This is a genomic window from Streptomyces sp. NPDC059002 (assembly GCF_042740435.1).
Classification (GTDB): Bacteria; Actinomycetota; Actinomycetes; order Streptomycetales; family Streptomycetaceae; genus Streptomyces.
Window position 1 is genome coordinate 165,428 of sequence record NZ_JBHYJI010000006.1, and the last position, 11,003, is coordinate 176,430.

The 11,003-nt window shown below is 70.8% G+C and carries 13 protein-coding genes and 1 pseudogene; 6 read left to right on the top strand and 8 right to left on the bottom strand.

The genetic code is table 11. The features are described 5' to 3' along the window. Positions 1-262 precede the first annotated feature (262 nt). The 3 genes and pseudogenes from ACFWZ2_RS08475 to ACFWZ2_RS08485 form a co-directional block, all read right to left on the bottom strand. Positions 263-631 (bottom strand): annotated as a pseudogene (locus tag ACFWZ2_RS08475) (CHAT domain-containing protein); the annotation flags it as partial. Beyond that, a complete protein-coding gene (locus ACFWZ2_RS08480; RefSeq protein ID WP_384543678.1) occupies positions 522-839 on the bottom strand; it encodes a hypothetical protein in 318 nt (105 codons plus the stop codon). The pseudogene ACFWZ2_RS08475 and the gene ACFWZ2_RS08480, both read right to left, overlap by 110 nt. A gap of 287 nt (positions 840-1,126) precedes the next feature. Further along, a complete protein-coding gene (locus tag ACFWZ2_RS08485; RefSeq protein ID WP_384543680.1) occupies positions 1,127-2,299 on the bottom strand; it encodes an epoxide hydrolase family protein in 1,173 nt (390 codons plus the stop codon). Positions 2,300-2,381: 82 nt separating this feature from the next. Here ACFWZ2_RS08485 and ACFWZ2_RS08490 point away from each other — a divergent pair, with 82 nt between their 5' ends. From ACFWZ2_RS08490 to ACFWZ2_RS08505, 4 genes are all read left to right on the top strand, one after another. Then, a complete protein-coding gene (locus tag ACFWZ2_RS08490) occupies positions 2,382-2,957 on the top strand; it encodes a CGNR zinc finger domain-containing protein (protein ID WP_384543682.1) in 576 nt (191 codons plus the stop codon). A gap of 359 nt (positions 2,958-3,316) precedes the next feature. Next, a complete protein-coding gene (locus tag ACFWZ2_RS08495) occupies positions 3,317-3,655 on the top strand; it encodes a PadR family transcriptional regulator (RefSeq protein WP_384543684.1) in 339 nt (112 codons plus the stop codon). Beyond that, positions 3,652-4,491 carry an HD domain-containing protein gene (locus tag ACFWZ2_RS08500; RefSeq protein WP_384543686.1) on the top strand — a complete coding sequence of 280 codons (840 nt, stop codon included), beginning with the start codon at positions 3,652-3,654 and terminating at the stop codon, positions 4,489-4,491. The genes ACFWZ2_RS08495 and ACFWZ2_RS08500 overlap by 4 nt, the downstream gene beginning before the upstream one ends. Continuing rightward, positions 4,485-4,763 carry a hypothetical protein gene (locus tag ACFWZ2_RS08505; RefSeq protein WP_384543688.1) on the top strand — a complete coding sequence of 93 codons (279 nt, stop codon included), beginning with the start codon at positions 4,485-4,487 and terminating at the stop codon, positions 4,761-4,763. Before ACFWZ2_RS08500 ends, ACFWZ2_RS08505 begins: the two co-directional genes overlap by 7 nt. 70 nt (positions 4,764-4,833) lie before the next feature. Here the strand turns inward: ACFWZ2_RS08505 and ACFWZ2_RS08510 are convergent, their stop codons facing one another. Next, positions 4,834-5,616: an MBL fold metallo-hydrolase gene (locus ACFWZ2_RS08510; protein WP_384543690.1), complete on the bottom strand. Its 783-nt coding sequence runs from the start codon at positions 5,614-5,616 to the stop codon at positions 4,834-4,836. 96 nt (positions 5,617-5,712) lie between these two features. On the opposite strand from ACFWZ2_RS08510, the gene ACFWZ2_RS08515 reads away from it, so the two are divergent. Next, complete coding sequence (locus tag ACFWZ2_RS08515) at positions 5,713-6,315, top strand: TetR/AcrR family transcriptional regulator (protein WP_384543692.1); 603 nt, start codon at positions 5,713-5,715, stop codon at positions 6,313-6,315. Positions 6,316-6,336: 21 nt separating this feature from the next. On the opposite strand, the gene ACFWZ2_RS08520 is transcribed toward ACFWZ2_RS08515, so the two are convergent. The 4 genes from ACFWZ2_RS08520 to ACFWZ2_RS08535 form a co-directional block, all read right to left on the bottom strand. Next, a complete protein-coding gene (locus tag ACFWZ2_RS08520; RefSeq protein WP_384543694.1) occupies positions 6,337-6,648 on the bottom strand; it encodes a hypothetical protein in 312 nt (103 codons plus the stop codon). A 122-nt stretch (positions 6,649-6,770) separates the two neighbouring features. Then, the gene (locus tag ACFWZ2_RS08525) at positions 6,771-7,649 is read right to left on the bottom strand and encodes a F510_1955 family glycosylhydrolase (RefSeq protein WP_384543696.1); all 879 of its coding nucleotides are present in this window, start codon (positions 7,647-7,649) and stop codon (positions 6,771-6,773) included. 50 nt (positions 7,650-7,699) lie between these two features. Beyond that, positions 7,700-8,371, bottom strand: a complete 672-nt coding sequence (locus ACFWZ2_RS08530) for a tRNA-dependent cyclodipeptide synthase (protein WP_384543698.1) — start codon at positions 8,369-8,371, stop codon at positions 7,700-7,702. 923 nt (positions 8,372-9,294) lie between these two features. After that, positions 9,295-9,702, bottom strand: coding sequence for a VOC family protein (locus tag ACFWZ2_RS08535; RefSeq protein WP_384543700.1), 408 nt, complete (start codon positions 9,700-9,702; stop codon positions 9,295-9,297). Between the two features lie 263 nt (positions 9,703-9,965). Between ACFWZ2_RS08535 and ACFWZ2_RS08540 the strand changes: the two genes are divergently transcribed. Further along, on the top strand, positions 9,966-11,003 hold a 1,038-nt coding region (locus tag ACFWZ2_RS08540), incomplete at its 3' end, for a helix-turn-helix transcriptional regulator (RefSeq protein WP_384543702.1).

The window sequence follows — 11,003 nt, forward strand, 5'->3', positions numbered from 1 at the left end:
GGCATCGCGTGCGCGGCATCAGGAAGTCCGGGGGTGTACGGGTCACGAGGGTCACGCTGTGCCAGGGCTGCGCGCGGATGTCGCGACGTGCCGTCGTACGCCCAACCCGCCCACGAGCGCGACCCCACCGGCGAGCAGCGGTGGACGGCACGCCGGACGAGTGAGGCCCTCTCCCGGGCCACCGGCTGGCAAGTGGCCTGCGGTAGCCGGTCCTTGAGCGGTGCCCGTACGGCTCAGGTGCCGTCCTCTGGGCGGCCCACAGCGAGGGGGTCGCGGGGTAGCGATCGTGCACCGCCTCGATGGTGTGGTGCAGAGCGGTGGCGGCGTGCTCGGGGGTGAGGGTTCCCGGTTCCCCGGTGGAGAGACGGGTGTAGAAGGACGCGGCGATCTCGACGGCCAGGCGGTCGTCGATGGGCCACAGCGTTCCGATGACGTGGGGGAACCCGACCAATTGGAATGCGCTGGTGAGGTGGAGAGGGGCGTGGCGGAGGGCGCGGACGTGGGGGTGCAGGCGGGGCCCGTCAGGCGGCGACGTCGAAACTGACCTCGCCGTCGCCGCTCTGGGCGCGGGTTGCGTGGATGGTCCAGCAGCCGGGGGTCGGGAAGGTCCACCCGGTGCCCCATTCGTCACCGGGGCGATGCCAGTTGCTCGAGCCGTGCGGTTCGGGGCCCCAGTCCGGGCCCAGGGTGGCAGCGCCGGGACCGGTCGCGCGGAGCGAGAGTTGCCCGGCGCCGGCCATCCGCAAGGCGACCTTGACCTCCTCGCCCCGCCTGATGTCGGACGTACCAAACACCAGTGCCCACAAGGTGGCCTTCCGGCCCGATCCCTCGACTTCCACCAGCCCGGTTCCGGAGTTGGTGCTTCGCGGGCCGGGCCGACAGGCCGCAGTACTCGAAGCGGCCGACGTCGGAGCTGACGTGGTCGGCCGGTCGGTGCATGAGACGACCACCAGCATCCCCGCCGCCGCGAGAACGACTGGACGAAGGCGGCCTGCGCGTGCCATACCTCAGCGTAGGCCAGGGAGTTGGGACTTACACCCGCTGCTCGCCTCGGGGCCGCACCCGATCGATGTCAGTGGGGCCGGGTCGTGGGCCGTGCCGGTACGACGACGGTCACACCCCGCGTTCACCGATCGGCGGCCAGCACTGCCGCGAGGCCTTCCTGCAGGTCCTTGACGAAAAGCTCGGGAACCTCCAGCGACGGGAAATGTCCTCCGAGTTCGGGCGACCCCCAGCGGACGATCTGCCGGTACCGCGCCTGTGCCCAGGGGCGCGGACACTTCTCGACGTCGCGGGGATACATAGTGATCGCTGACGGGACGGTGACCCGAAGTTCGGGATCGAGCGAGTTGTGGCTCTCGTAGTAAATGCGGGCCGACGACGCGCCGGTCCGCGTCAGCCAATACAGGGTGACGTCGTCGAGAATGCGGTCCCTGGAAATCGTCTCGAACGGGCTGTCCTCGGTGTCCGACCACTCGGCGAACTTGTCGAGGATCCAGGCAAGGAGCCCGACCGGTGAGTCGACGAGCGAGTAGCCGATGGTCTGCGGTCGGGTCGCCTGCTGCTTCGCGTACGCCGCGCGATGGCGCCAGAAATCGCGGGTTTCCTCGGCCCATGTGCGCTCGACCGCCGTCAGCCCGTCCGTTGTCAGACCGGGCGGCCCCTCCGCGAACGTCGTGTGGATGCCGAGCACGTGCTCCGGGAACCTGCCGCCGAGAACCGTGGTGATGTTGCCGCCCCAGTCGCCGCCGTGGGCCACGAACCTGCCGTAGCCGAGCCTTCCCATCAGCTCCACCCATGCGGCCGCGATCTTTTCGGTTCCCCACCCGGTGGTGGCCGGCTTGTCGCTGTAGCCGAAGCCCGGCAGTGAAGGGACCACGACGTGGAACGCCGGTGCGGCTGCGTCCTTCGGATCTGCCAGCTCGTCCACCACATCGATGAACCGGGCAATGCTGTCCGGCCAGCCGTGCGTCAAGATCAGCGGAGTGGCGTCCGCGCGCGCGGATCGGCGGTGCAGGAAGTGGATTCCCAGATCATCAATGGTCGTACGGAACTGGCCGATCTGGTTGAGGCGCTCTTCGAACGACCGCCAGTTGTACCCGGTGCGCCAGTAGTTCACGACATCGACGAGGTCGGCGAGCGGGACGCCCTGTTCCCATCGGGGAGGGCCGGGCGCGGCGCGATGGACCGTCTCGGCCTCCGGCAGTCGCGCCGCGGCCAGCCGCGCGCGCAGATCGTCGAGGTCGGCGTCGGTTGCGTGGGCTTCAAATGCTTGCACGTCGCTGGTTGGACGGGACATGAGACCTCCTGGCCATCGCGGAACCGGCTAAGACGGTTCTAGCAGCTCTCTGAGCCACACAGCAACCAGCTAAGGTGGTTCCATGCGCGCCGGATTCCCTGACTTCCGCCTCGGCAACGTGTTGGCGACCAGCTTCACGGGGACTCTGTCGGAGCGTCATGGCGACGCCGTGGAGCGCATTCCCGTGCCGCATCGACTCGTCGACTGGCTGGCAGTGAGCGGCCTCGCCGTGGACTCCTGCACCACCGCCCAGCTCGACCTCGCCAGGGAACTGAGGGAGTCGATTCACGCCGCCGCGACGGCGGCCGCGGTCGGGGACGCTCTCCCTGCAACTGCCGTCCAAGTCATCAATGACCGCAGTGCTCAGGGTCGGGCCGCGGCGATCCTGACGCCCGAGGGCAAGCGGCAATGGCGGCTCAGCCCGGCTTCCTGCGTGGAAGATGCCCTCGGCGTGATCGCCGCCGACGCGATCGGCATCATCGCGGGCGAACGGGACGGAAAGCTCGCGTTGTGCGCATCACCGACCTGCCGAGCCGCCTTCTTCGACACCAGTCAAAGCCGCACCCGCAAATGGTGTGACATGAACACGTGCGGGAATCGTCAGAAGAAGGCGCGCTTCCACGCCAACCAGCGCAGGGAACCCAGATCAGCGGAGTGATCGTCACCTCGGTACGTCCACGTGGGCCCCACGCCCGCGACACACATGCCGTGTTGGGTGCGCTTGACGGCACGGGCGGAGGTGCCCGCCGGGGCGTTCGTCTTCGAGGCCAGGTCGTTCGTGCTTCGTGTACTCACGTCACGTGCCTCTCTGGCAGGAAGCCTGTACGCGGCCGCGACCGCCAGCGGCGCGGTGGTCGACGCACCGCACCTGCAGCCGCGGAGATCCTCGGCGCCCGGTACGCGGTGCCGATGGGCTACGAGACGGCGGCAGGGTCAAGACCGGCGGGCGGCCCGCGCGCCTAGCTCTAGACACCTCGTATACAGGCTATGTAGAGTACGAGTATGGGTAGTCCGAGAATGACTCTGCAGACTCAACTGGTGCTGAGGGCCTTGCTGGAAGACCCCGCCACGGAGCGCTACGGCCTCGAGCTGTGCGAGCTGGCGAGGCTGCCGTCGGGCACGATCTATCCGATCCTTGCCCGCCTGGAACAGGTCGGCTGGGTGGACAGCACTTGGGAAGACCCCGCCGTGCACGAGAAGGCCGGTCGCCCGCGCCGCCGCTTCTACCGGATCACCGAGGACGGTGCCGAACGCGCACGGGACGCCCTCGCCCGCACCTATCGCGCCCGCAAACAGCCCCTGCCGGGCTGGGCCGCCCGTCCGGCCGTCCAACTGTCCGACGGGGGAGTGTCATGAGGGCCCGGGGCCGGTTGGCGCCCCGACCGGCGGGCGAGCGCCGCTCCGCCACCCCGTCCCTGGACGGAATCCTGACCGTCGTCCGCATGCACCACCCGGACGCCGACACCTCGCTCATCCGGCACGCCCACGATGAGGCCGCCATCTGGCACGCGGGCCAAACCCGCCGCAGCGGCGACCCGTTCCTCACCCACTGCCTCACCGTCGCCGCCATCGTCGCCGACCTCGGCATGCCGGCACCCGTGATCTGCGCGGCTCTGCTGCACGACATCGAGGACAGCCCCTGCCCGCCGGGCCGCGTGTCCGAGCACTTCGGGCAGGAGACAGCCGATCTGATCGCGGCCGTCCGCACCGCCAAGCTCAGCGCGATCCCGCTCGCCGCCCTTCACTTCGGCACGGCGAGGCCGACGTCGCTCCAGCCCACACGTGAGGAGGCGGTGCTCGCCATCCGCCTCGCCGACCGGCTGCACAACATGCGTACGATCGCGTTCGTCGCCCCGACCAGGCGCTACCGCGTCGCCCGTGAAACCCTCGACGTCCTCGCACCGTTGGCCCGCGCGGCAGGCCTGACCGACGTGAGCCGAGAACTGCACGACCTCTCCTCGGGCGTCCTCCAGCCCACATCCACCGCGGCGTTCACCGCGCGCACGCTCTCCGTGCTCACCCTGCTGCTTCCCGGCCCGACACGCGCACGATGGCGCGAGGAATGGCACGCCGAGAACGCCACTCTTCCCACCCGTCGCACCCGCGCCCGCTTCACGCTCCGAGTCCTGTTCAGCACACCCAGGCTGTCGTGGACGCTCCACCGAACAGCCTTCCGGGAACGACCATGGTGAGCACCGCGGCCCGCATCGGCAGCGTGCTGGGTGCGGCGGCCGCTTTCGCCGTCGCCACGGCCCGCGGCGGCCTCTCCGCCTGGATGACCGGAACGCTCACGGCAGGCACCCTCGTCCTGGTCGCGGTCGTCCTGTTCATCCCCAACGAGACACCGGCCCGTCGATTGAGCCAGCTCATCCAGGCATGGCGCGCCCCCGCTGAAGCTCCCCTCAGGCCTGAGCCGGTGCAGCCTCCCGCGGCCCCGCACCCGCCTTCGCCGGACGGCAGATGACGGACGCTCCCACCTCGGCTCATCGACCGCCGACATCCTGGGTAGGACATGGAGGCCCCGGAGCCTCCGTTCATGTGGCCAGGTCCAGCCATTCCCCGACGGCCAGCACGCGTGCGCGCCGTCCGGCGTGTGTGCGGAACTCGTGCTCCGGGTCGGAGTTCTCGACGTAGCCCGCGATCTTGTCCGGCTGCTCCGTCTCGTAGTGCATCGGCACCGCGTACCGGGCGTCGAGGATCTCCGCGGCCGCGGCGGCCTGCCCCGGGTCGAGGGCGGCGGGCAGCGGGCTCGGCGGCTGCAGGTGCGGTGCGTCGACCACCGCGCCGTTGGCGGGCAGGAACACCGCGTGGAACGGACTGAACCGGCGCGCGACGCGCCACCAGAAGCCGTGGAACATGGTGTCGCCGCCGTGGAAGACCCGCTGCCCGTCGGCCTGCACCACCCAGTTCACCTGCGGGTCGCCGAGCCCGTCGACGGCGGGGACCGCGGTGACGCTGAACGGCCCGACTTCACGGGTGGACCAGGTGTCCACGACCTCGGCGGCCAGCCGGTGCACGGCCAGCTCGCGCTCGGCGGCCAGCGTCGTCACGTTGTCCACGTCGTCGCCGTGGCCGGGCGCCGGTCGCAGCACCGGTGCCCCCGGCGTCAGCGCGTCCGCGAGCGCGGACGCGTCGGTGTGGTCCCGGTGCAGGTGGGTGACCAGTGCGGCGGTGGCCTTCCCGCTCGGCACCGCAAGACCCTCGCCGGGCTTCCACCCCGTGAACAGCGGTGAGAGGTCCCGCACGTAATCGATCAACAGCCGCTCGCCGCCTGCCTCCATCTCCAGTCCGGCCCAGCCCAGTCGTCGCACTCGCATCTCGCACTCCTTCGTCCGCCCCAGTGGTTGCGGCGGACATTAGCGTACGGTCGTACTCTAAAACAATAGAGAACGGTCGTACGCTATCCTCGCCGCATGTCACCACGACGCTCAGCGGCCGAAGCGCAGGCCACCAGGGGCCGGATCCTCGACCGTGCCGCCGGGATCGCCTCCACGGAAGGCCTTGACGGCATCACCATCGGCCGGCTCGCCGAGGAGCTGGAGATGAGCAAGTCCGGGGTGCACAAGCACTTCGGCACCAAGGAGACGCTGCAGATCTCCACGCTGGACAAGGCGTTCGTGGACTTCTGGCACCGGGTGGTCGAGCCCGCACTGGCCGAGCCCCCGGGGCTGCGGCGGCTGCGCGCGGTGTGCGCCAACTCCGTGGGCTACCTCGAAGAACCCCTGCTGCCCGGCGGCTGCCTGATGACCGCGGCGCTCACCGAGTACGACGGCCGCCCCGGCCGGGTCCGCGACGCGGTGGCCGAGGTGTGGTCACGCTGGCGGCAACAGCTGCGAACAGACCTGACCGCGGCGGTGGAGAACGGCGAACTGCCCGCCGGATTCGACATCGACCAGGCGCTGTTCGAGATCGTCGCCGCCGGCCTTGCGCTGAACGCGGCCATGCAGCTCCAGCACGACAAGGCGGCCACGGGCCGGGCCCGCCGCGCGATCGAACGGGCCTTGGACCAGTCCTGACCGTCCTTTCGCCGGCAGTGCTCAGAGCCTGTCCGGCGGACCCGCGGCGGCACCGCCGGGATCGGGCTCATGGACGACCCAAGGGATGAACATGACTTGATCGCTGTAGACCTCGTCGTCACCCGAGAAGCTGCGTACGACGGCACCTGCCGAGTAGCGGCAGACAGGGCTGCCCTCGGCGTCAACTACCGTGAGGTACTCGGGTATGGCGCAGCCGTCGGTGGCTTTGAGTACGTAACCTCCCTCCTGTTTCTCCAGGCTCAGCGTCGCGTGATCCGCCTCGTCGACCTCGGCCGCGGGCCCCACCCGCCTCCTGTGGATGTGGTCTGCCATGCCAGCTCCTCCTTGGAGATCGGACAGCGTCGAACCTACGCTTCGCCCGCCGGGCGAGCGCCTGCGCGAACTGGCCTTTCCCGGCGCGGAGTTCAGAGCGGGGCCCGTTGGTGGCCGCGTGCTCAGCCGGAGGCCGGGACGCGGAGGGTGAAGGTGGTGCCTCCGTCGCGGGATTCGTAGATGCCCTTGTCGGTCGCGGCGAGGATGCGGTCGGCGCCGACGGCGGTCAGTGCCTGCGGCTGGCTGCCGGGGACGGTGCCGGTCGTCTTCCAGGTGGTTCCGTTGTCGGTGCTGCGGCGGACCTCGCCGGTGGGGGCGATGCCGTACAGCGCGTCGGGCTTGGGCCAGGAGAGGAAGGCCAGGGCGGGCTCCCGGCCGGAGGCGAAGGTCTTGCTGCCGTCGGTGCTGGTGGCGATGCCGTTCTGGGTGGTGGCCAGGACACGGTCGGGATCATCGGGGCTGACGGTGATGTCGAGGGCGGCGAGCCGGGCGCGCTCGTCCCAGGTGGTGCCGTCCTTGCTGACGCGCAGCAGTCCGCCGGTGCTGTCGTAGCCGTAGATGGTGTCGTGGGCGTACTCCAGGGAATGGAAGTCGACTTTGCCGCCCAGGGACCGGGTCTTCCAGGTCTTTCCGGCGTCGGTGGATTCGATCAGTCCGCGGTTGGCGGGGGCGTTGCTGCCGGGGGCGGGGTGGCCGCTGCCGAGGAAGGTGCGGGCGCCGGTGATGGTGAAGCCCATGTAGTCGGCGGTGTCGCTGACGCGCTTGGCGTTGTTGTTCTTGTCCACGGCGAGGACCCCCTCGTGCGTGGCGACGTAGAGGCGGCCGTCGGCGGGGTCGATGCCGAGACCGTGTACGTGGCTGAAGGCCGTTTCGGTGGCCTTGGACGCAGAGCTGTCGGAGGTGTTGGAGGTGTCGGAGTCGGCAGAGCAGGCGGTCACGGTGCCGACGAGCAGCAGGGCGACGAGGGCGCGGGTCCGCGAGATGCGGAAGGGCGTGGGCATGGTGGTGTCCTTGGTGGGGCGGAGTCGGGGAGTCGTCTGGGGGCGTGAGGTCATCGCTCTGGTGTGGTCAGGCATACGTAGCCCTGTGTGGGGGCCGGGCGCAGGGCGAGGCGGCGGTGGAACAGGTCGTCGAGGACCGCGGGGACTTGGTGGTAGCAGAACACCGAGGTGCCGACTCCGGTGATGCGCGGCGTGTCCAGGAAGAGCGGCAGTTCGGCGAGGAAGTAGCGCACTGCGCAGCGCAGTTGGCGGGGTGTGGGACGTCGGCTGTCGGGCAGGCGCCGGTCGAGGACCCAGGCCGAGGCCCCCAGGCATGCCTCGGCGAAGTCGGGGTCGTCGCGGTAGCGGCGCTCGGCCTGCTCCAGGAGGTCGCGGTAGACGGTGTTCGCCGCGAGGGTCCGGCCGTCGAGGATGTGCTCGCCGGGGCGCTCGACACCCAGTGCGGTGAGCGCCTTGGTGATCTTGTTGCGTACGTACTGGCCCTGACGGCGGGCCTTCCAAGCGGCCTTCTCGGGCGGGTGGCCCAGCGCGGTGAGGGTGTGTGCCGCCGCGGTGTCGGGGACGAAGAAGTGCACGCGCTCGAACGTGGTCAGTGCCCAGCGGGCCAGGTCGTGGACGCGCTGGGCGGAGAAGTAGCTGTTGAACGGACTGATGCCGACACAGCCGTGGGTGCGCTCCGCGAAGGCGGCGTGACATCGACGGGTGAGGGGCCGCGCGGTCATGGGCGCGGTGGAAGCCGCGGGGGCGGGGGAGGCGGAGGGTGTGCCTGTGGGGGCGATATCAGTGGACATGCGAAAGGCTCCCGTGTGCTCGACGGGCGGATGGGAACGGGACCGTCCTCGCACCGGCTCTCTGCGGCGGCCCGCTGCTGCGGTCCGCCGTGGGCAGGGCTGATCAGCACCTGGGCTTGAGAGAGATGAGCGGGGAGAGCGGTCAGGGGCGGAGCGGCCGTTCCTAGGTCCGGATCACACCGAGGGCATGAAGATCGGGAGAGTCCGCCCCACCGGGCGCCACGAGGGCCCTCCGGGTCATGGACTGCGGTCCCGACGCGGGCACAGCCAGCGTGTCCACGGGCAGCGCCGTGGGCAGTTGGGGCCCGGGGGAACTGGAGCTGGAACGCAGGGGGCAGTCGTCGCAGGCGCCGGAGGCGCACGTCGATGACATGCGGTCGTGGGATTCGGCCGAGGACAGACGTGCGGCGCCGGGTTCGGTCGCATGATGCGTACCTGGAGCATCGTACGTATCGGTCGTATCCGCGGATGGGGGCACGGTGGTGGCCGGTCCGCTCCCGTGCGTGGGCGCGCTCACGCTCACCATCGGAGTGGAGCCACACCCGCTGCCGGAGTCCGCCGCCGCGGCACCACTCACTGCCCCGAACAGGCAGCCGAACAGCACAACGACACACCACACCGCGCCCAAGCGGCGTGCGGTGCGAAGATCGGTGCTGCGGATCATGGTCGAGAGTCTAGCCATCGCCTTTCTGACGCACTGCGGCACGTGTACCTCTGCCCTCTGCGGCAGCCAACGCCCCGCTGTCCTCTGTGAGAGCCAACGCCCCGCCGCCGCGGAGAGCGCATGGAGCTTTCCGCGGCGGCGGCCTCGCCGAAGGTGTCAGGGACGTTGGGCGGAGGTGCGGCGGGAGGGATCAGGCGTCGGTCTCGGTCCAGCGGGCGCTGAGGCAGAAAGGCTGGCCGGAGGGGTCGAGCAGGACGGTCCAGTGTTCGCCGCCGGGCTGGTGGTCGGGCTTGGTGGCGCCCAGTTCGAGCAGCCGCTTCTCACCGGCCGTGAGGTCGTCGACGGCCAGGTCGAGGTGGAAGGGCAGCTCGTCCTTCGGCCAGTCGGGGGCCGTGAACTGCTGGGCGGTGTAGAAGACGAAGACCGTGGCGCCGTCGGTGACGAGGAACGCGGTGGGCACGCCGTGCTCGTCGGGGTATTCCTGGGTGACCTTCCAGCCGAGAGCGGCGGCGTAGAAGTCGGCCAGCGCCCGGCCGTCGGGGGCCCAGAAGGCGTGCGAGGAGACGGTGGCGGTGGCGGTGGAAGCGGTGGTGGTCATGACGATCAGTCCTTGGGGAGGGGCAGGTCGGCCGGGGGCGGGGCGGGCCCGGCCTCGCCGGAAGGCCAGGCCCACGAGGCGGAGGGCTCGCTGTGCGGCGCGGACCGCGGCCGGGCCGGTTCTTCGAGCCGCCGGGCCGGTTCTTCGAGGCGCCGGGCGGTCGGCGACTGCCCATGACATCGACCGTAGGACCCCTTTAGGACACCTCGTGTCACTAATGCCTGGCAGTCTGAACAGCAGAACAGCATGCGCAAGGACATGCCATGAGCCAGGACCTGCCCGCCCGCATGCTGCGCCTGCTCTCCCTGCTCCAGACCCGCCGCACCTGGACGGGCGACGAGCTCGCCGACCGTCTCGGCGTCACCCTGCGCACCATCCGACGCGATATCGACCGGCTGCGTGACCTGGGCTGCCCCGTCGAGGGCAGCACCGGCACCGCAGGCGGCCACCGCCTGGCCGCCGGTGCCGATCTGCCGCCCCTGCTCCTGGACGACGAGGAGGCGGTCGCCATCGCCGTCGCCCTGCGCACCGCCACCAGCGGCGTCGCCGGGATCGAGGAGACCGCGGCACGCGCCCTGGCCAAGCTGGAACAGGTGCTGCCCGTCCGGCCGCGCCACCAGGTCGCCACCTTCCAGGCCGCCACGCCGCTGCCGGTGCCGTGGAGCACCGGCCCCACGGCCGACCCTGCCACCCTCGCCGTGCTGGCCGCCGCCTGCCGCGACCACGAAACCGTCACCTTCACCTACCGCCGTGGCAGCGGCGAGACGGGATCGCGCCGGGTCGAGCCGTACGCCCTGGTCGCCGCCGACCCGGTCTGGTACCTCGTCGCCGACGACACCGAGGACGACGCGTGGCGGCTGTTCCGCGTGGACCGCCTCACCGACCCCGCCCCCACCGGCCACCGCGTCCCCCCTCGCGAGCTGCCCGCCCCGGACGCGGCCGCATACGTTGCCGAGCGCCTGGCCGCCGCCCCCGCCCGCTACGCCATCCACGCCACCGTCCCGGCCGACGCCGCCACCGTGCGCGCCCGCACCTGGTCCCTGCCCGACCGCGTCCACCCGGTCGACGACCACACCAGCACCCTCGACCTGGCCGCCGACCACCCCCAGCACATCGCCGAGCAGCTCCTGCGGCATCGACCTCGGCCCCGAGGACACCATCCACGGCACCCCCGAACTCGCCCCGCACCTTCAGCAGGCGGCACAGCGTCTGCTGCGCGTCGCCCGGGCCCTCACCCGGACCGACGAGAACCGCAGCCACGACGAGGGCGACACCAGCGGCGCCGCGGGGCCCAATTGCAA

What these genes read in the sequence shown, in the direction of transcription:
- ACFWZ2_RS08485 (WP_384543680.1), bottom strand. Translation starts at nt 2,299, where the DNA reads ATGTCCCGTCCAACCAGCGACGTGCAAGCATTTGAAGCCCACGCAACC.
- ACFWZ2_RS08490 (WP_384543682.1), top strand. Translation starts at nt 2,382, where the DNA reads ATGCGCGCCGGATTCCCTGACTTCCGCCTCGGCAACGTGTTGGCGACC.
- ACFWZ2_RS08495 (WP_384543684.1), top strand. Translation starts at nt 3,317, where the DNA reads ATGACTCTGCAGACTCAACTGGTGCTGAGGGCCTTGCTGGAAGACCCC.
- ACFWZ2_RS08500 (WP_384543686.1), top strand. Translation starts at nt 3,652, where the DNA reads ATGAGGGCCCGGGGCCGGTTGGCGCCCCGACCGGCGGGCGAGCGCCGC.
- ACFWZ2_RS08505 (WP_384543688.1), top strand. Translation starts at nt 4,485, where the DNA reads ATGGTGAGCACCGCGGCCCGCATCGGCAGCGTGCTGGGTGCGGCGGCC.
- ACFWZ2_RS08510 (WP_384543690.1), bottom strand. Translation starts at nt 5,616, where the DNA reads ATGCGAGTGCGACGACTGGGCTGGGCCGGACTGGAGATGGAGGCAGGC.
- ACFWZ2_RS08515 (WP_384543692.1), top strand. Translation starts at nt 5,713, where the DNA reads ATGTCACCACGACGCTCAGCGGCCGAAGCGCAGGCCACCAGGGGCCGG.
- ACFWZ2_RS08520 (WP_384543694.1), bottom strand. Translation starts at nt 6,648, where the DNA reads ATGGCAGACCACATCCACAGGAGGCGGGTGGGGCCCGCGGCCGAGGTC.
- ACFWZ2_RS08525 (WP_384543696.1), bottom strand. Translation starts at nt 7,649, where the DNA reads ATGCCCACGCCCTTCCGCATCTCGCGGACCCGCGCCCTCGTCGCCCTG.
- ACFWZ2_RS08530 (WP_384543698.1), bottom strand. Translation starts at nt 8,371, where the DNA reads ATGACCGCGCGGCCCCTCACCCGTCGATGTCACGCCGCCTTCGCGGAG.
- ACFWZ2_RS08535 (WP_384543700.1), bottom strand. Translation starts at nt 9,702, where the DNA reads ATGACCACCACCGCTTCCACCGCCACCGCCACCGTCTCCTCGCACGCC.